This window comes from Caloramator sp. Dgby_cultured_2 (genome assembly GCF_028872215.1).
GTDB lineage: Bacteria > Bacillota > Clostridia > Clostridiales > Caloramatoraceae > Caloramator > Caloramator australicus.
On the sequence record NZ_CP118396.1, the window covers coordinates 961021 to 977338 of the forward strand.

The 16318-nt window shown below is 31.6% G+C and carries 20 protein-coding genes and 5 pseudogenes; 1 reads left to right on the forward strand and 24 read right to left on the reverse strand.

Annotation, left to right across the window (positions count from 1 at the left end; all coding sequences use genetic code 11):
* Positions 1-15: 15 nt before the first annotated feature.
* The 24 genes and pseudogenes from trmD to pta form a co-directional block, all read right to left on the reverse strand.
* Positions 16-740 (reverse strand): annotated as a pseudogene (gene trmD / locus PWK10_RS06430) (tRNA (guanosine(37)-N1)-methyltransferase TrmD).
* The gene (rimM, locus tag PWK10_RS06435) at positions 737-1246 is read right to left on the reverse strand and encodes a ribosome maturation factor RimM (protein ID WP_274767735.1); all 510 of its coding nucleotides are present in this window, start codon (positions 1244-1246) and stop codon (positions 737-739) included. The pseudogene trmD and the gene rimM overlap by 4 nt, the downstream one beginning before the upstream one ends.
* A gap of 51 nt (positions 1247-1297) precedes the next feature.
* Positions 1298-1525, reverse strand: coding sequence for a KH domain-containing protein (locus tag PWK10_RS06440; RefSeq protein ID WP_008907559.1), 228 nt, complete (start codon positions 1523-1525; stop codon positions 1298-1300).
* A 16-nt stretch (positions 1526-1541) separates the two neighbouring features.
* Positions 1542-1784 carry a 30S ribosomal protein S16 gene (gene rpsP, locus PWK10_RS06445; protein WP_008907558.1) on the reverse strand — a complete coding sequence of 81 codons (243 nt, stop codon included), beginning with the start codon at positions 1782-1784 and terminating at the stop codon, positions 1542-1544.
* Between the two features lie 25 nt (positions 1785-1809).
* Positions 1810-3154, reverse strand: a pseudogene (gene ffh / locus PWK10_RS06450) (signal recognition particle protein).
* A gap of 15 nt (positions 3155-3169) precedes the next feature.
* The gene (locus tag PWK10_RS06455; RefSeq protein WP_008908194.1) at positions 3170-3499 is read right to left on the reverse strand and encodes a putative DNA-binding protein; all 330 of its coding nucleotides are present in this window, start codon (positions 3497-3499) and stop codon (positions 3170-3172) included.
* 52 nt (positions 3500-3551) lie between these two features.
* Complete coding sequence (gene ftsY, locus PWK10_RS06460) at positions 3552-4472, reverse strand: signal recognition particle-docking protein FtsY (protein ID WP_446715300.1); 921 nt, start codon at positions 4470-4472, stop codon at positions 3552-3554.
* 109 nt (positions 4473-4581) lie between these two features.
* Positions 4582-4944: a hypothetical protein gene (locus PWK10_RS06465; RefSeq protein WP_274767736.1), complete on the reverse strand. Its 363-nt coding sequence runs from the start codon at positions 4942-4944 to the stop codon at positions 4582-4584.
* 38 nt (positions 4945-4982) lie between these two features.
* Positions 4983-5231, reverse strand: a complete 249-nt coding sequence (locus tag PWK10_RS06470; RefSeq protein WP_274767737.1) for a hypothetical protein — start codon at positions 5229-5231, stop codon at positions 4983-4985.
* A gap of 14 nt (positions 5232-5245) precedes the next feature.
* A complete protein-coding gene (locus PWK10_RS06475) occupies positions 5246-5539 on the reverse strand; it encodes a hypothetical protein (protein WP_274767738.1) in 294 nt (97 codons plus the stop codon).
* On the reverse strand, positions 5527-7131 hold the full coding sequence (locus PWK10_RS06480; protein ID WP_274767739.1) for a hypothetical protein: 1605 nt from the start codon (positions 7129-7131) through the stop codon (positions 5527-5529). The genes PWK10_RS06475 and PWK10_RS06480 overlap by 13 nt, the downstream gene beginning before the upstream one ends.
* Before the next feature lie 92 nt (positions 7132-7223).
* A pseudogene (locus PWK10_RS06485) lies at positions 7224-8012 on the reverse strand (chromosome segregation SMC family protein); the annotation flags it as partial.
* A 174-nt stretch (positions 8013-8186) separates the two neighbouring features.
* Positions 8187-8447 carry a stage V sporulation protein S gene (locus PWK10_RS06490; RefSeq protein WP_008908191.1) on the reverse strand — a complete coding sequence of 87 codons (261 nt, stop codon included), beginning with the start codon at positions 8445-8447 and terminating at the stop codon, positions 8187-8189.
* A gap of 50 nt (positions 8448-8497) precedes the next feature.
* Positions 8498-8821: a hypothetical protein gene (locus tag PWK10_RS18435; protein WP_342455633.1), complete on the reverse strand. Its 324-nt coding sequence runs from the start codon at positions 8819-8821 to the stop codon at positions 8498-8500.
* A gap of 53 nt (positions 8822-8874) precedes the next feature.
* Entirely contained in the window at positions 8875-9342 is a 468-nt protein-coding gene (locus PWK10_RS18440; RefSeq protein WP_342455703.1) for a radical SAM protein, read from the reverse strand.
* A complete protein-coding gene (locus PWK10_RS18445) occupies positions 9338-9520 on the reverse strand; it encodes a hypothetical protein (RefSeq protein ID WP_342455634.1) in 183 nt (60 codons plus the stop codon). The genes PWK10_RS18440 and PWK10_RS18445 overlap by 5 nt, the downstream gene beginning before the upstream one ends.
* Before the next feature lie 47 nt (positions 9521-9567).
* Positions 9568-10284, reverse strand: a complete 717-nt coding sequence (gene rnc, locus PWK10_RS06500) for a ribonuclease III (protein WP_274767741.1) — start codon at positions 10282-10284, stop codon at positions 9568-9570.
* A gap of 42 nt (positions 10285-10326) precedes the next feature.
* Complete coding sequence (acpP, locus tag PWK10_RS06505; RefSeq protein WP_008908188.1) at positions 10327-10560, reverse strand: acyl carrier protein; 234 nt, start codon at positions 10558-10560, stop codon at positions 10327-10329.
* 122 nt (positions 10561-10682) lie between these two features.
* A pseudogene (gene plsX / locus PWK10_RS06510) lies at positions 10683-11689 on the reverse strand (phosphate acyltransferase PlsX).
* Positions 11690-11751: 62 nt separating this feature from the next.
* Positions 11752-11928 carry a 50S ribosomal protein L32 gene (rpmF, locus tag PWK10_RS06515; RefSeq protein WP_008908186.1) on the reverse strand — a complete coding sequence of 59 codons (177 nt, stop codon included), beginning with the start codon at positions 11926-11928 and terminating at the stop codon, positions 11752-11754.
* Between the two features lie 12 nt (positions 11929-11940).
* Positions 11941-12147: a YceD family protein gene (locus PWK10_RS06520; protein ID WP_274767742.1), complete on the reverse strand. Its 207-nt coding sequence runs from the start codon at positions 12145-12147 to the stop codon at positions 11941-11943.
* Entirely contained in the window at positions 12144-12386 is a 243-nt protein-coding gene (locus PWK10_RS06525; protein ID WP_274767743.1) for a YceD family protein, read from the reverse strand. Before PWK10_RS06525 ends, PWK10_RS06520 begins: the two co-directional genes overlap by 4 nt.
* Positions 12387-12501: 115 nt before the next feature.
* Positions 12502-13704, reverse strand: coding sequence for an acetate/propionate family kinase (locus tag PWK10_RS06530; protein ID WP_274767744.1), 1203 nt, complete (start codon positions 13702-13704; stop codon positions 12502-12504).
* A 23-nt stretch (positions 13705-13727) separates the two neighbouring features.
* A pseudogene (gene pta / locus PWK10_RS06535) lies at positions 13728-14718 on the reverse strand (phosphate acetyltransferase).
* 129 nt (positions 14719-14847) lie between these two features.
* Between pta and PWK10_RS06540 the strand changes: the two are divergent.
* A complete protein-coding gene (locus PWK10_RS06540; protein WP_274767745.1) occupies positions 14848-16047 on the forward strand; it encodes a nucleotidyltransferase in 1200 nt (399 codons plus the stop codon).
* Positions 16048-16318: the final 271 nt, after the last annotated feature.

A 16318-nucleotide genomic window follows, 5' to 3' on the forward strand; every position in this document is an offset into this window, starting at 1 on the left:
TTTCTTTTTCCATTTCTATTTCTTTTTAATCATATTAAGCATTCTTAAATCTTCCTTTGTCAATTCTGCATTTTTCAGCAAATCCGGTCTTTTTATATACGTTAGCTTTAAAGATTGGTATCTTCTCCATTCATCAATATCCTTATGATTTCCAGACAATAGAACCTCTGGAACTTTCATGCCTCTAAACTCCCTTGGTCTTGTATATTGGGGATATTCTAAAAGACCATTATAGAAGGATTCATTTTCAAAACTAACATTAGTCGATAGAACTCCCGGAACCAGCCTTGAGACAGAATCAATAATAATCATACTTGCTAGTTCTCCACCCGTTAAAACAAAATCACCTATTGATATCTCAAGATCTACAAGGGGCATTATTCTCTCATCTATTCCTTCATAATGCCCGCAAATTAACATAATATGTTTTCTGTTAGAAAGCTCCTTAGCAAGCTCTTGATCATACCGCTTACCACGGGGAGTAAGGAAAACCGTGTATGGTTTATAGCCATAAGTCTCTTTAATATCGTCTACACAATTATATATCGGCTCTGCCTGCATTACCATCCCTGCACCGCCACCATAAGGGTAATCATCTACTTTTTATGTTTGTTAGTGGTATAATTTCGAATATTGTAAAGATTAATTGTTATAAGTTTTTTCTCTTGTGCTCTACCTATTATGCTATAGTTTAGAGCATCAAACATTTCAGGAAATAAAGTTAACACATCAAATATCATATTAATCCCTCAATAAGTTTTATTTTCATTAAAGAATTTTCGACATCTACATGCTTTACTACATCTTTAATAGCAGGGATTAAAATAATTTTACCATTATCCATTTTAATCTCATATACATCGTTGCTTCCTGTAGAAAACACTGATATAATCCTGCCTATTTTTTCATCAGTTTCTATGTTCACAACATCCATACCAATTAAGTCTGCAATAAAATATGTATCCTCAGGTAATTCTACAGCATTTTCTCTATCGATGTAAATATAATCATTTTTGATTTTTTCAGCCGCATTCATATCGTCTATGCCTTCCAGTTTTAAAATAACAAGATTTTTAAAATATTTTAACCCTTGAACATTAACTTTTTCATATAAATCCCCTCTTTTGAAAAAAACAAATTTAAGTTTATCAAACCTTTTAACATCATCCGTCAAGGGATAAATTTTAACTTCGCCTTTAATTCCGTGGGTATTTATAATCTTTCCAATCTTTAAATATTTAATCATAACATCACCCTTTTATTAATAGTTAAAAAGAGTTAGGATAATCCTAACTCTTTATATTATTTCCACAACTACTCTTTTATTTACCTTTGTTGCTGCAGCTTTTACAACAGTTCTAATAGCTCTTGCTATTCTGCCTTGTTTTCCTATAACTTTTCCCATGTCTTCAGGTGCAACCTTAAGCTCAATTATTACTGATTGCTCACCTGAGATTTCATTTACAACAACGGCATCAGGATTGTCTACAAGAGCTTTAGCTATAACTTCAACAAGCTCCTTCATGTCAAGCACCCCTTTATTATATGATGCCTGCCTTCTTTAAAAGGCTTCTTACTGTATCTGTTGGCTGTGCACCATTTGAAAGCCACTTTTTAGCCTTTTCTGCATCGATTTTAATATCTGCAGGTTCTGTTGTAGGATTATAATATCCTATTTCTTCTATAAATCTACCATCTCTTGGTGATCTTGAATCTGCTACTACAATTCTGTAGAATGGAGCTTTCTTTGCACCCATCCTTCTAAGTCTCATCTTAACTGCCATAATTTCACCTCCTTAAAATGTTGCATTATTTATTTAAAGAAAGGAAATTTAAATTTTCCTTTTTCACGTGTTTTTGCATATCAGAAAACTGCTTCATCATCTTTCTCGCCTGTTCAAAATTATTTAACAACTTATTTACATCCTGAATAGTAGTTCCAGAACCTTTTGCTATTCTTTTTTGCGACTAGAGTTTATTATTGAAGGATTTCTTCTTTCTTCCTTAGTCATAGATTTTATTATCGCCTCAATTTTTGCCATTTCCTTTTCATTTTCTTCAAAATCAATATCATCAAGTTTACTAGTATCCAATCCAGGAATCATTTTAATTAAATCCTTTAAAGGTCCTAATTTCTTCATTTGCTGCATCTGATCTAAAAAATCTTCCAAAGTAAATTCTTGTCTTTCTAATTTTTGCTGCATTTCTAGCGCTTTCTTCTCATCGATAGCCTGCTGTGCTTTTTCTATTAGACTTAATATATCGCCCATTCCTAATATTCTTGATGCCATTCTATCAGGATAAAAAATTTCTAAATCCGACAGCTTTTCACCAACACCAGCATACTTGATGGGCTTACCTGTCACAGCTTTAACTGATAACGCTGCTCCCCTCTGGTATCTCCATCTAGCTTAGTTAATATAATTCCTGTTATATCTAATTTATCATTAAAACTTTGAGCAACATTAACTGCATCTTGACCTGTCATAGCATCAACAACCAAGAGAATCTCATCTGGATTAACCTCTTTTTAATGCCTTCAAGTTCAAGCATTAACTCTTCATCAATATGAAGTCTACCTGCTGTATCTATTATAACTATATCCTTCGCATTCTTTTTGCATATTCTAAAGATGCCTTTGCTATATCAACGGGGTTAACCTTATCGCCTAAAGTAAACACAGGAATGTCAATCTGTCCGCCGAGAATTTGAAGCTGCTTAATAGCAGCTGGTCTGTATATATCAGCAGCAACCAATAGGGGATGTTTGTTGTTCTTTCTAAGATGAAGAGCAAGCTTAGCTGCCATAGTAGTTTTTCCAGCCCCTGTAGACCAACAAGCATTATTACTGTAGGAGGCTTAGGTGATATATTGATTTTACTTTCAGTGCCTCCCATCAGTTTAATCATTTCTTCATGAACAATCTTTATAACCTGCTGGGCAGGGGTTAGGCTTTCCATTACCTCTTGGCCAATTGCTCTTTCTGTTACAACATTTATAAAATCCTTAACAACTTTATAATTCACATCAGCTTCAAGAAGGGCTAGCTTAACCTCACGCATTGCATCCTTAACATCTTTTTCACTAAGTTTACCCTTACCTCTTAATTTTTTAAATGTTTCCTGTAATTTATGGGTTAAACCCTCAAATGCCATAAAAAGCCCTCCTAATTAGGAATCAATCAACTCTTCTATTAGTTCAATTATAGGTTGTAAATCTTTATCCTTCTTTTCTAATAATAAATTTTTGATAACTACAAGCCTTTGCTTTTGTCTTAAAAATTTATCTACTAATCCTAATTCTTTTTCATAGTCCAAAAGAGTCTTTTCGCTTCTTTTTATTATGTCGTGGACTGCTTGTCTTGAAATATTCATTACTTCTGATATCTCACTTAATGACATATCCTCTTCGTAATGATAGGACATTATCATTCTTTGCTTTTCTGTTAATAAATTTCCATAAAAATCCATAAGCATAGTTATATAGCTTAATTTATCCATAAATATCATCCTCTATTATACTAACAGAAACTTTTAAAGGTGTCAAGTATTTTTACTTAACACTATCAAATAGTGCCTTTACAAACATTTCAGGATTAAATTCTTGTAAGTCTTCTATTCCTTCTCCAACCCCTATCATTTTAACTGGGACATTTAATTCATTGCTTATTCCAATAACTATTCCTCCTTTAGCTGTTCCATCAAGTTTTGTCAATATTATACCATTCACATTGCTTACATCCATAAACTCCTTTGCCTGCAAAAGAGCATTTTGTCCTGTGGTAGCATCAAGAATAAGAAAAGTTTCTTTATAGAAGTTTTCACCTTCCCTTTCTATAACTTTATTTATCTTTCTCAGTTCCTCCATCAAATTCTTTTTATTATGAAGTCTTCCAGCAGTATCACATATTAAAATATCAGCTTTCCTTGCCTTTGCTGCTTGAAGAGCATCAAAAACTACTGCTGCTGGATCCGAACCTTCTTGATGCTTGATTACATCAACTCCAACCCTTTGTCCCCAAACTTCTAGCTGATCAATGGCAGCTGCCCTAAAGGTATCAGCTGCAGCCAATAAAACTTTATAGCCTTTGCTTTTGAAAAAATGAGCTAATTTGCCTATACTTGTAGTTTTCCCAACACCATTAACACCAACGACCATAAAGACAGCAGGGAATTGGGGCGGAATAATTTTTAAATTTTTATCCCTTTGCATTATATCCATCAATATATTTTTAAGTTCTTCCTTGGCATCTTCTGGATCAGAAATTCGTTTATCCTTTATATTTTTTCTTAGCATCTCTATAATATCTTGTGTAGTTTTTACTCCAACATCAGACATGATTAAAGCCTCTTCAAGTTCCTCATAAAATTCTTCATCTAAATTAGAATTTAATGAAAATATAGCATCTACCTTTTGAACTAAATTATCCCTTGTCTTTACTAAACCTTCTTTAAGTTTTTCAAACCAGCCCATAGCTATGCCTCCTTTAGTTTTAATGAAAGCAACTTTGATACTCCCTTTTCCTCCATAGTAACTCCATATAATGCATCAGCTACACTCATAGAACCCTTTCTATGAGTTATCAGTATAAACTGGGTGTTATTTGCATACTTTTTAGATAGTTAGCAAATCTTAATACATTTGCATCATCAAGGGCAGCTTCAATTTCATCCAATATGCAAAATGGTGTAGGCTTGAATTTTAATAACGAAAAAATTAATGCTATAGCAGATAATCCCTTTTCTCCTCCTGAGAGTAAAGTTATATTTTGTAATTTTTTCCCAGGAGGTTGAACTATTATTTCAATTCCTGATTCTAATACATCACCATTATCTATTCTCAAATCAGCATATCCACCACCAAATAATTCCTTGAAGGTTTCATTAAAATATTTCCTTATTATAGAAAAATTAGTTTGAAACTGCCTTTGCATTTTTTCAGTCATGTCTTTAATTACTTCTAACAGCGACTCCTCTGCTTCTATTAAATCCTTTTTTGTTCTGATAAGAAATTATATCTTTCTTTTATTTTATTTAATTCCTCAATTGCACCAATATTGACTTCACCTAATTCCTTTATTTGAGCCTTTAACGAGTTTATCTTTTTATTTGCATCTGAATTATTAAAGTTTTCATTTTTATACTTTTGTGCCTGTGGAATCGTCAATTCATATTCATCCCATATCCTTTGATTTAATAACTCTATTTCTGATTCCTGCTTTGATTGGGTCATTTCAAGCTTATGAACTATGCTTGTAAGCTCTGCAATTTCCCTATTATTTTTGTAAATTCTTCCTCTAAGCTATTTATTTCTTGAGCCATTAAATTTTTGCAATTAAAAAGCTCATCTTCTTTCTTTTTGTTTTCTTCTAAATCATTATTTAGCTTATTTAGCTTTTGGCTTTGATTTAATATTTGACTATTTAAATTATTTATCTTGTCTTCAATTTCTATAATTTTTCTATCTATTTTTTCCTCATTATCTTTAAATTCCTTTAAATCCATATTAAGTTCTTCAATTTTTGTTGTTAACGAATCCATCTCTTTTTGAGCTCTGCAAATATTACCTTTTCAGATGTTAATTTAGTATTAATAGCTTCTTTTGATTTCTCAAACTCAACAAAATTTTTATTTAATTCTTCCAATTCCTTTTCCAAACTTATTTTTATTTCATTGTTTTTATTTATTCCCTCCGAATATTCATTTTCGTTCTGCTTTATTTTAGCTAGTTGATTATTGATTTGTTCTAACTCAACATTTATATCTTCAATGTCTTTATTTAACTCTAATATTTTCTCCTTTAAATTTTTAATATCGATTTCTTGTGTTGACGCGTTAATTTTTAAAATATTTAAGTTTGAAGATTTATTTTCTATATTTTTATTTAAGTTATCTCTACTACTTTCTTTTGCTTTTATCAGCTTCATTAAATTGTTTAATTCTTGATTAAGGTCTTCAATTTTATTCTTTAAATCATGAATTTCATTCTTTCTCTTAAAAATTCCAAGGTTTTTATTAGTTGTTCCACCGGTTAAAGAACCACCAGGATTTATTATTTCGCCATCTAATGTTACTATCTTATAATTAAAATCAGTTTTCTTGGCAAGGATGATGGCGTTATCTATATTATCACAAATCAATGTCCTTCCTAATAGACTTGTTATGATATTTTTATAAATAGCATCAAATTTAATAATTTTAGATGCTATTCCAATAAATCCTTTTGTCCCTTTAAAATTACCCTCGTCAGCCTCATCTCTACCTTTTACCGTAGTAATTGGCAAAAATGTCGCCCTTCCTAATCTTTCCCTCTTAAGGTATTCTATCATTTCTTTTGCCAGTGTTTCATCTTTAACTACAATATTCTGAAAGGAAGAACCTAATGCTGCTTCCAGTGATATTTCAAAGCCATTAGGAACCTCTATTATATCTGAAACCGTTCCATAAAATCCTTCGTTGTTTTTATATTTATATACGAGGGACTTTACAGCTTTATTATACCCTTCAAGATCCTTTTCCATTTCTATCAGCATATTCAATTTAGTTTCACATGATTTAATGTTCTGATGAGCCGAATTAATCTGCATATTTATTTGCTTAATTTCACTTTCAATTTTAATTAGATGTGATTCTAAATCATTTAGTTCCTTATGGTTTTCTTCTATCTTTAGCTTAATGTCTTCATATTCGTTTTGCTTAATTTTAAGTTCTTCCTCTAATTCATTTATCTTTTCTTCTTTTCCGCTTTTTGCTTGAATTAAATTGGCATATTGCTTATTAAAATTATCCTTTATAAAACTTAGAGAATTCATTTTATTATTGAGCTCAGAAATTCTATTTAAAACTTCTATAAGTTCATTTCTTTTGTTTTCAATTACCCTTTCATTTGCTTTATTTTCTTTAATATGTTCATTTAACTGATTTTCAATATCTTCGATTAATTTCTTTTGAAGTTTTAATTTTTCATCCATCCTTTGTTTTTCTGCAATTAATTTCTGTAATTTATCATATTTCTCAGATAAAATCCGATTATTATTTTCTTTTTCAATTAACAATCTTTGCTTTTCATTATTTTGATTTTCTTTTCTTTCTTTTAAAATTTCTATCTCTGATTTTGTCCTTTGAACTGACATTTCTAATTCATAACTAATATTACTAGACTTATCATAATCATCCTGGATTATTGTTAATTGGTGTTTTTTTCAGCAATTATTGTTTCAAGTTCTTCTTTTTTATTTTCTAATAAATTTAGTTTGTTGATATTTTCTTCTATATCCTTTAAAGTAATATCAAGCTTTTGTTTTATAAGATTATAATTATGCAAAATAGAATTTATTTCGATCATTTTTAATTCATCCTTTAGCCTTAAAAACCTTTCCGCTTTTTGAGCTTGAATCTCTAAAGGACCAATTTGTGATTCTAATTCTGTTAAAATATCATTAATTCTTACAAGATTTTGCCTTGTATTTTCTAATTTTCTTTCAGCTTCTGCCTTCCTTGTTTTGAATTTAGTTATACCAGTTGCTTCCTCAAAAACCAATCTTCTCTCGTCTGGTTTTGAGCTTAAAATCTCTTCTACTTTTCCTTGTCCAATAATAGAATAGCCATCAACCCCTATCCCAGTATCCATAAGAAGTTCATAAATATCTTTAAGCCTACATACTGTGTTATTTAAAAGATATTCGCTTTCACCAGATCTATATAACCTTCTTGTTATCTTAACTTCATTGTATTCAATGGGTAATATATTATCTGAGTTATCAAGAATTAAAGATACCTCCGCAAAGCTTAAGGGTTTCCTATTTTCAGTTCCTGCAAAAATTACATCTTCCATCTTTGATCCTCTTAGGGTCTTGGCACTTTGTTCACCTAACACCCATCTTATCGCATCACAAATATTGCTCTTTCCGCTTCCGTTGGGGCCAACGATGGCTGTTATGCCTTTTGTAAATTCAACTTCAACTTTATCTGCAAAGGATTTAAAACCCTTTATTTCTACGCTCTTTAAATACAAAGCCCATCACCTCATGTATATTTTAAAGGGATTTATCCGAAAGGATAAATCCCATAAATGCCATATAGCTAATTTTAAATATCAGCATTAGCTCACATTAGTATAGTATAACATTCTTCATAAAACAAATCAATCTTTTAATAAAGGAAAATAAATAGACCTGCAACGCAGGTCTTATCTTGGTTGAACGATAAATTTTATTGCTGTTCTTTCTTCTCCTTCAATCTCTATTTCTGAAAAGGCTGGAATTACAACGAGATCTATTCCATTTGGTGCTACATATCCCCTTGTAATGGCTATAGCCTTTACAGCTTGATTAACAGCTCCGGCACCTACAGCTTGAATTTCTGCTGTAGATCTTTCCCTCAATACAGCAGCAAGTGCTCCAGCAACAGCTTTAGGTTGTGATTGAGCTGATACTTTTAAAATTTCCATGATGATTCCCCTTTTTTCTTAATTATTGTTATATATTCTATAAAAATACATCAAATCCTTCTTAAATTAGCAAATTTTGCAAAATCTTTTATTGACATTTTTCTACTTAAAGTATCAGCCTCAATAACAACCTCAAGACTGCTTAAATTATCATCAATAAACACCCTTATTGATTTGTCCTTATATTCATTTACCAAAAGATTAAAATAATATTTTCTATTTGTATATAATTTAGAAATAGTTTTGTTATTTATAAATATTCTAATTTCCTTATACTCCTTAAAGTATTCATTAAAAATATATCGTATCATATCGCATATAATAGAGCCTTCAACCAATTCTCTAAATGCGGGATGAAAGGGCCCTGCTACCACATCTCTTCCTAACGCTATTCCTTCGCTTGCCTGCAGTCCAACCCGAATAATGTTTATGTCGTTCTTAATAAATATAAGATACACTTTTTTGTAATATTCACGGCATCCTGCAATGAAAGAGGAATATATAATCCTTCTTTAAACATCTTTTCCATCTCAGTATCCTTTATTACCAACGCCGGATAAATTCTAACAAAATTTGGTTTTAAATTTACTATTTCATTAGCCGTTTTAATATCTTTTTCTTCATTGTCCTTAGGAAGTCCTATCATCATCTGTAAACCAAGTTCAAAGTCAAATTCCTTTATTAATTCAACTGCTCTATAAACATCTTCTACAGTATGTCCTCTCTCTGCCGCCCTAAGAACCTCATCATCCATAGATTGAATTCCTAATTCAATTGTTTTAACTCCAAATGCTTTTAAATTATTTAATATAGTATCGTTTATATAGTCGGGCCTTGTTGATAATCTTATTGAATCTATTTTCCCATCATCGACAAGTTTTTTGCTGCACTTAATAACTCCTTCTGATAATCAAAGGGAATACCAGTAAAACTTCCACCGAAAAAGATATTTCAACAAAGGAATTTTTCTTATCGATGGTGCTCAAAACTTCCTCTGCCCTATTAATCACATAATCATCATCGACATGATCGTCTCTTCCCGTTATTTTTTTGATTACAAAACACACAATCATGTGGACATCCAATATGGGGAACAAAAATTGGGACAATATAATGCTTATTACTCATTAACATCTACTCCCAACTTAATGAGGGCATTTTTAGCTGCCATCTGTTCAGCCTCCTTCTTGCTTTTGCCAACCCCTAAACCGTATTTTATATTATCTAAGTAGACTTCTATTTCAAACGTCTTATCGTGATCAGGACCCCATTGATTTGCAACTTCATATTTTATAGTGGATAATAAATTTCTTTGCACATATTCCTGAAGCCTAGACTTAAAATCTATATATTCCCTTCCTCTCGCAACGTTTTGTATTTTATGCTTTAATTTATTTAAAACAAAATCTTTAGCTTTATTATATCCTTGATCTAGATATATAGCCGCAATAACTGCTTCAGTGGCATCCGCCAACAAAGAGTCTTTATTTCGACCACCAGTTAATTCTTCACCTTTACCTATTCGTAAATACTTTTCAAGCTTTATTGCCCTTGCTAGTTCCGCTAGTGAGGACTCACAAACTACGCTTGCCCTTATTCTGCTTAACTTACCCTCTTGCCTATCTTTATACTTTTTAAATATATACTCGCTAACTATTAAGCTCAATACAGAGTCTCCTAAAAATTCTAATCGTTCATTATGGTCGTTATATTTTAATCCATTTTCATTAGCATAGGAACTATGAGTAAGTGCCTTATTCAATAAATCTTTGTCATGAAAATTTACTTCAATTATTTTTTCAAATTCCTCAAGATGTTTTCGTCTTATACTATCCATAAGAACCTCCATAAAATTTAAAGCCCCGAATAATCGGGACTATTATATGTCGGTATGTTCCTTTATGTAATCTACAACATCACCTACTGTTTGCAACTTTTCAGCATCCTCATCTGGAATTTCTAAATCAAAATCTTCCTCAAGAGCCATAATAAGCTCTACTATGTCTAATGAATCAGCACCTAAATCATCAATAAAATGTGAATCCATAGTTATATCGTCTGGATCTACTCCTAATATGTCTGAAATTCTTTCTTTTATTTTTTCGAATATCATTATATTCACCTCCCTTCAAAGGATTCATCTATATAATATTATATAAAGCATAAAAGCGTCAATAAATTTATTAATTTTTTTCTTACTTATTTATTTATTACCAATTTCAAAAAATATTCACATTAGCTATCAACTTCTTTATTTTTTTCAATTTCTTCTCTAATAAGTTCAATGACATTACCCTTTACACAATTTATAGATTGCCTTACAGCATTTTTTATTGCCTTTGCATTTGAACTACCATGAGCCTTTATTACAACTTTATTTACCCCAAGAAGAATTGCTCCTCCATATTCAGTATAATCAAAATCTTTTTTAAACTTTTTAAATACAGGTTTTAAAATTGCTCCACCAATTTTATAGATTAACGAAGAATATATTTCCCTTTTTAAAATATCAAAAATTGTCTGGGCTACTCCTTCGTAAAGTTTCAATATAACATTGCCCACAAAACCATCTGATAAAACAACATCACATTCGCCTTTTGGAATTTCCCTTGGTTCAATATTGCCAATAAAGTTTAAATTGCTAGTTTTTAGCAGATTAAAACTTTGCTTAATAAATTCTGTTCCCTTTTCCTCTTCTGCTCCTATATTTACAAGACCAACCTTTGGATTTTCCTTTCCTAAAACCTTCTTTGAATAAATACTTCCCATAATACCAAACTGCAATATGTTTTTAGGTTTACATTCAGCATTTGCACCTGAATCCAAGAGCATAAAATGTCCCTTCTCCCCAGGGATTACTGGAGCTAAACAGGGTCTATCTATGCCATCTATCCTTCCTACTATAAACAAACCTCCAGCAAGAAGAGCTCCTGTGCTGCCGGCTGATATAAAAGCATCAGCCTTACCCTCCTTTAAATATTTTAATCCTACAACCATAGAAGAATCCTTTTTTCTTCTTATAGCTAATGTTGGAGATTCATCGTTAGTTATGATTTCTGTGGTATGAATTATTTGCAATCGATTCATTATATTTTTAAATTCCTCACTAATCTCTTTTTTATTCCTTCTTCATCCCCTACTAAAATTATCTCTACATCATATTCCTTCGCTGCCATTAAAGCACCCTTGACAATCTCTGAAGGTGCATTATCTCCACCCATACAATCTATAACAACCCTCATAAACAAACCTCCTATTTTATTTTAAAAGACAAAAGCACACCTTACGGTGTGCTAAAACTCAATTACTTTTCTACTACAACTTTATCCTTGTAATAACCACAGCTTGGACAAACCCTATGAGCCAATTTCATTTCATGGCATTGTGGGCATTCTACCATACCTGGCATAGCTAATTTCCAAGTTTGTGCTCTTCTTTTGTCTCTTCTTGATTTTGAATGTCTTCTGGCTGGATTACCCATATTTGCACCTCCTCAATCACCTTTAAAGAACTGTTTTAATGCCTCAAGTCTAGGATCGATAACATCCTTTAAACATTCACACTGGCCTTCATTTAAATTTTTACCACAAACCGGGCAAAGGCCTTTACAATCATCACTACATAAAATCTTTGCTGGATAGGACAGAATAATATTATCAATTATCATATCTTCTAGATTTATTCTGTCCTCTGTAATCATATATATATCTTCCCCCTGCTTTTTGAATACTTTTCTTCAAAATCTATCGTCAGAGGGTAGTCAACAGGTGCTAAGCATCTTGAACAAAAAGATTTTATTTTTGTTTTAATAGTTCCCTTTAATAAAATATCTTCCCCATCTAAAATGGCTGTCCCTTTAATTTTTAATTTGTCTGCCAATTCTACAACAAAATCATCACGTTGTAACTTGCTAATATCAAGCTCTAAGTCAAAGCTCATTTCATTTGTCTTTTTTTAATTAAATCCGTAACATTTAAAATCATACGCTCACCTCAAACAGCGCTACAATTCATTATATAGGCTTATATAAAATATGTCAAGGCATGAAGTTTAATTATTTTAGCTTTACTACTATTTCCTTTGTATCCCTTGCTATCATAAGCTCTTCATTTGTTGGGATTAAGAACACCTTAACCTTTGAATCTGGTGTAGAAACCTCAGTTAATTTACCTCTTACTTTATTTTTCTCTTCATCTATCTTAACTCCTAAGAATTCTAAACCTTGGCATACAAAATATCTACACTCTGGTGAATTTTCTCCAAGACCTGCAGTAAATACTATAGCATCTACACCACCCATTGCAGCTGCATAAGCTCCTATGTATTTCTTCACTCTGTAGTAGAACATATCAAGGGCTAATTGTGCTCTTTCGTTTCCTTTTGCAGCAGCATCCTCTATATCTCTAAAATCGCTGCTTACTCCTGAAACTCCTAAAACACCCGATTTTTTGTTCATAAGGTTATTAACATCCTTTGAGGTCATATTTTCAGTTTCTTCTAAGAAAGTAACTATAGCAGGATCGATATCTCCACATCTTGTTCCCATTATAAGTCCTTCAAGTGGAGTAAAGCCCATAGAAGTATCAACAGATTTACCACCATTTATAGCTGCAACAGATGCTCCATTTCCTAAATGGCAAGTAATGATCTTGCAATCCTTTATATTCTTTCCTAAAAGATCTGCAGCTATTTTACTTACATATCTATGGGATGTTCCATGGAAGCCATATCTTCTGATGCCGTGCTTTTCATATAGTTCATATGGAAGAGCATACATATAAGCATGCTTTGGCATGGTTTGATGGAATGCTGTATCAAATACAGCCACCATTGGTGTATGTGGCATAAGCTCTTTGCAAGCATAAATACCTGTTAAATTCGGAGGATTATGTAGTGGAGCTAAATGTGAAACCTCTTCTAATGTTTTTAAAACTTCCTCGTCTATTAAAACAGAGCTTGCATACTTTTCTCCACCATGAACTACTCTATGGCCTACTGCTGATATTTCATTCATGTCTTTAATTACGCCATATTCTGGGTGTGTTAGTGCTTCTAAAACCAATTTAATTGCTGTTTTGTGATCAGGCATTGGATGTTCAATTACAACTTTATCTTTACCCTCTGGTCTGTGCCCTAATACTGAACCTTCAAGTCCTATTCTTTCAGCTAATCCCTTAGCTAAAACTGTTTCATTCTCCATGTTGATTAATTGATACTTTAATGATGAGCTCCCGCAATTAATTACCAAAATATTCATGTGTATTACCCCTTTCCTTTAATTTATTGCGCTTGAACAGCTGTTATAGCAACAACATTAACTATGTCTTCAACGCTGCAACCCCTTGACAAATCGTTTACAGGAGCAGCAAATCCTTGACAAATTGGTCCTATGGCTTCAGCATTAGCTAATCTTTGAACCAACTTGTATCCTATATTTCCTGATTGCAAATCTGGGAAAATTAAAACATTAGCCTTTCCTGCCACTTGACTTCCTGGTGCCTTAAGTTCTGCAACCTTTGGAACTATTGCAGCATCAAGCTGTAATTCACCATCTATCATTAAATCTGGAGCCATTTCCTTTGCAATTTTTGTAGCTTCTATTACCTTATCAACAAGCTCATGTTTTGCACTTCCCTTTGTTGAGAAAGAAAGCATTGCAACTCTCGGTTCCATACCACATAAATTCTTGGCATTCATCGCACTTGCAACGGCTATTGAAGCAAGTTCCTCTGCAGTTGGATTAGGATTAACAGCACAATCTGCAAATATAAACAAACCATTATCCCCAAAATTTGGGTTTGGAACTTCCATTATAAAAAGCTTGATGCAATTGAAACTCCTGGTGCTGTTTTAATTATTTGCATTGCTGGTCTTAAAGGTCTCCTGTTGAATGTATAGCACCAGATACCATTCCGTCGGCATCCTTCATTTTAACCATCATAGTCCCAAAATACATTTCATCTTTAACTGTTTCAAGAGCCTTTTCTAGAGTCATTCCTTTATTCTTTCTAATTTCATACAACTGATTAGCATAAAATTCTAATTTTTCGCTCTTTTTAGGATTAATTATCTTTACCCCTTCAAGTGAAACCCCATTTTCTTTAGCAATGCTCATTATTTTTTCTTCATCACCAAGCATAATTAAATTAGCTAAACCTTCTTTAACTATAATTTCTGCAGCTTTAATCGTTCTTATTTCTTCTCCTTCAGGCAAAACTATGGTCTTTTTATTAGCCCTTGCCTTTGCTTTAATTTCCTCCATTAAAGCCATGATAAAACCCCTTTCTTTTGTTAGTATGTATTATGTTGCATTCTACATTTTATATTATATAATATTTATGTCAATAAACAAACAATAATATGTAAAAAAATATAATTTTGTATAAAAAGGAGATGCAAAATGAAAGTAACAGGAATTATTGTCGAATATAATCCTTTACATAATGGCCATTTATATCACCTACAACAAACTAAACAAGTTACAAATTGTGACTATGTTGTTGCCGTTATGAGTGGTAACTTTGTCCAAAGAGGTGAACCAGCAATAGTAAACAAATGGGCTCGAGCTGAAGCAGCTTTAAATGCTGGTGTTGATCTTGTTATTGAGCTGCCTGTAATTTATAGCATTAGCAGCGCAGAAAATTTTGCTTATGGAGCTATATCAATTTTAAATAAGCTTAACATTATAGATTCCATATGTTTTGGCAGTGAATCTGGTGATATAGAACCTCTTTTTAAAATTGCACAAATTTTAGCTGAAGAACCAAAGGAATATAAAAACTTATTAAAAAAATTTTTAAAGCAGGGGCTTCCATATCCAAAAGCACGTGAATTTACTTTAAATAATTATTTTAAAGATACGAATAATCTTCTTCAAACTTCAAATAACATTTTAGGTGTTGAATATCTTAAGGCTTTAATAAAACTTAATAGCAATATTAAACCTTATACAATAAAGAGAATAAAAAATAATTATAATGATATAAACATCACCTCAAACATCGCTAGCGCAACTTCTATACGCCATAATTTCGATAATTATGATCTTATAAAAACTACCATGCCTGAATTTTCCTTTGAAATTATTCAAAGGGAAAAACAACTAGGAAAGGGGCCTGTAAATCTTAATAATTTAGCAGACTTAATTTTCTATAAAATACGAAGTTTAACAGCAAATGAACTAAGTAAAATCCACGATATATCAGAGGGCCTTGAAAACAAAATAAAATATGCTGCTGAGGAATCTTCTACAATTGAAGAACTATTGAATTTAGCTTTGAGCAAAAGATATACAAAAACAAGGCTTCAGAGAATTCTCTTATACATATTATTAGATATTACAAAAGAAGTTTATTTGCAGACTATAAAAGAAATAAACTATATTAGAATATTAGCTGCTAATTCAAAGGGCAGAAAACTTCTTAAGTATGTAAAAGATAAAGAATTAGTTGATATTCCTATTATAATAAATCCATCTAAATATGATAAAGAGCTCTTGTCATTAGATATTAAGGCAACTGATATATATGTTTTAGGATATAATAATCCTAAGTATAAAATAGCAGTCCAAGACCTAAAAAATAAACCAATATTACTTTAAACATAGTATTAAATCCTATTGCATAAATATTAATTAAAGAAATTTGACGGTGTTTTATATTATGGTTATATTTATTCAATTGATGATATTATTTTCAATTATTTTATTTTTAATGGGTCAAAATAAAAGGGCAGCAAAAATTTTCGTAATATCAATGCTGATTACCATGTTTCTATTCCCCAAAAACTCCATTGAAGCAGCAAAAACGGTTTTAACCTATGGATATATGTAGTAACGCCTTCCTTATTCCCTTTTTTTATATTAAATGACA

Bases quoted from the DNA above. Each gene is read 5' to 3' on its own strand.
- PWK10_RS06525 (WP_274767743.1), bottom strand. From the start codon at position 12,386: ATGAGCTTTGACTTAGAGCTTGATATTAGCAAGTTACAACGTGATGAT.
- PWK10_RS06470 (WP_274767737.1), bottom strand. From the start codon at position 5,231: ATGACCCAATCAAAGCAGGAATCAGAAATAGAGTTATTAAATCAAAGG.
- PWK10_RS06530 (WP_274767744.1), bottom strand. From the start codon at position 13,704: ATGAATATTTTGGTAATTAATTGCGGGAGCTCATCATTAAAGTATCAA.
- PWK10_RS06455 (WP_008908194.1), bottom strand. From the start codon at position 3,499: ATGGATAAATTAAGCTATATAACTATGCTTATGGATTTTTATGGAAAT.
- PWK10_RS06520 (WP_274767742.1), bottom strand. From the start codon at position 12,147: ATGATTACAGAGGACAGAATAAATCTAGAAGATATGATAATTGATAAT.
- acpP (WP_008908188.1), bottom strand. From the start codon at position 10,560: ATGATATTCGAAAAAATAAAAGAAAGAATTTCAGACATATTAGGAGTA.
- rimM (WP_274767735.1), bottom strand. From the start codon at position 1,246: ATGATTAAATATTTAAAGATTGGAAAGATTATAAATACCCACGGAATT.
- PWK10_RS06540 (WP_274767745.1), top strand. From the start codon at position 14,848: ATGAAAGTAACAGGAATTATTGTCGAATATAATCCTTTACATAATGGC.
- PWK10_RS06480 (WP_274767739.1), bottom strand. From the start codon at position 7,131: ATGTCAGTTCAAAGGACAAAATCAGAGATAGAAATTTTAAAAGAAAGA.
- rnc (WP_274767741.1), bottom strand. From the start codon at position 10,284: ATGGATAGTATAAGACGAAAACATCTTGAGGAATTTGAAAAAATAATT.
- PWK10_RS06490 (WP_008908191.1), bottom strand. From the start codon at position 8,447: ATGGAAATTTTAAAAGTATCAGCTCAATCACAACCTAAAGCTGTTGCT.
- ftsY (WP_446715300.1), bottom strand. From the start codon at position 4,472: ATGGGCTGGTTTGAAAAACTTAAAGAAGGTTTAGTAAAGACAAGGGAT.
- rpsP (WP_008907558.1), bottom strand. From the start codon at position 1,784: ATGGCAGTTAAGATGAGACTTAGAAGGATGGGTGCAAAGAAAGCTCCA.
- PWK10_RS06440 (WP_008907559.1), bottom strand. From the start codon at position 1,525: ATGAAGGAGCTTGTTGAAGTTATAGCTAAAGCTCTTGTAGACAATCCT.
- PWK10_RS06475 (WP_274767738.1), bottom strand. From the start codon at position 5,539: ATGGATTCGTTAACAACAAAAATTGAAGAACTTAATATGGATTTAAAG.
- rpmF (WP_008908186.1), bottom strand. From the start codon at position 11,928: ATGGGTAATCCAGCCAGAAGACATTCAAAATCAAGAAGAGACAAAAGA.
- PWK10_RS18445 (WP_342455634.1), bottom strand. From the start codon at position 9,520: ATGATTGTGTGTTTTGTAATCAAAAAAATAACGGGAAGAGACGATCAT.
- PWK10_RS06465 (WP_274767736.1), bottom strand. From the start codon at position 4,944: ATGACTGAAAAAATGCAAAGGCAGTTTCAAACTAATTTTTCTATAATA.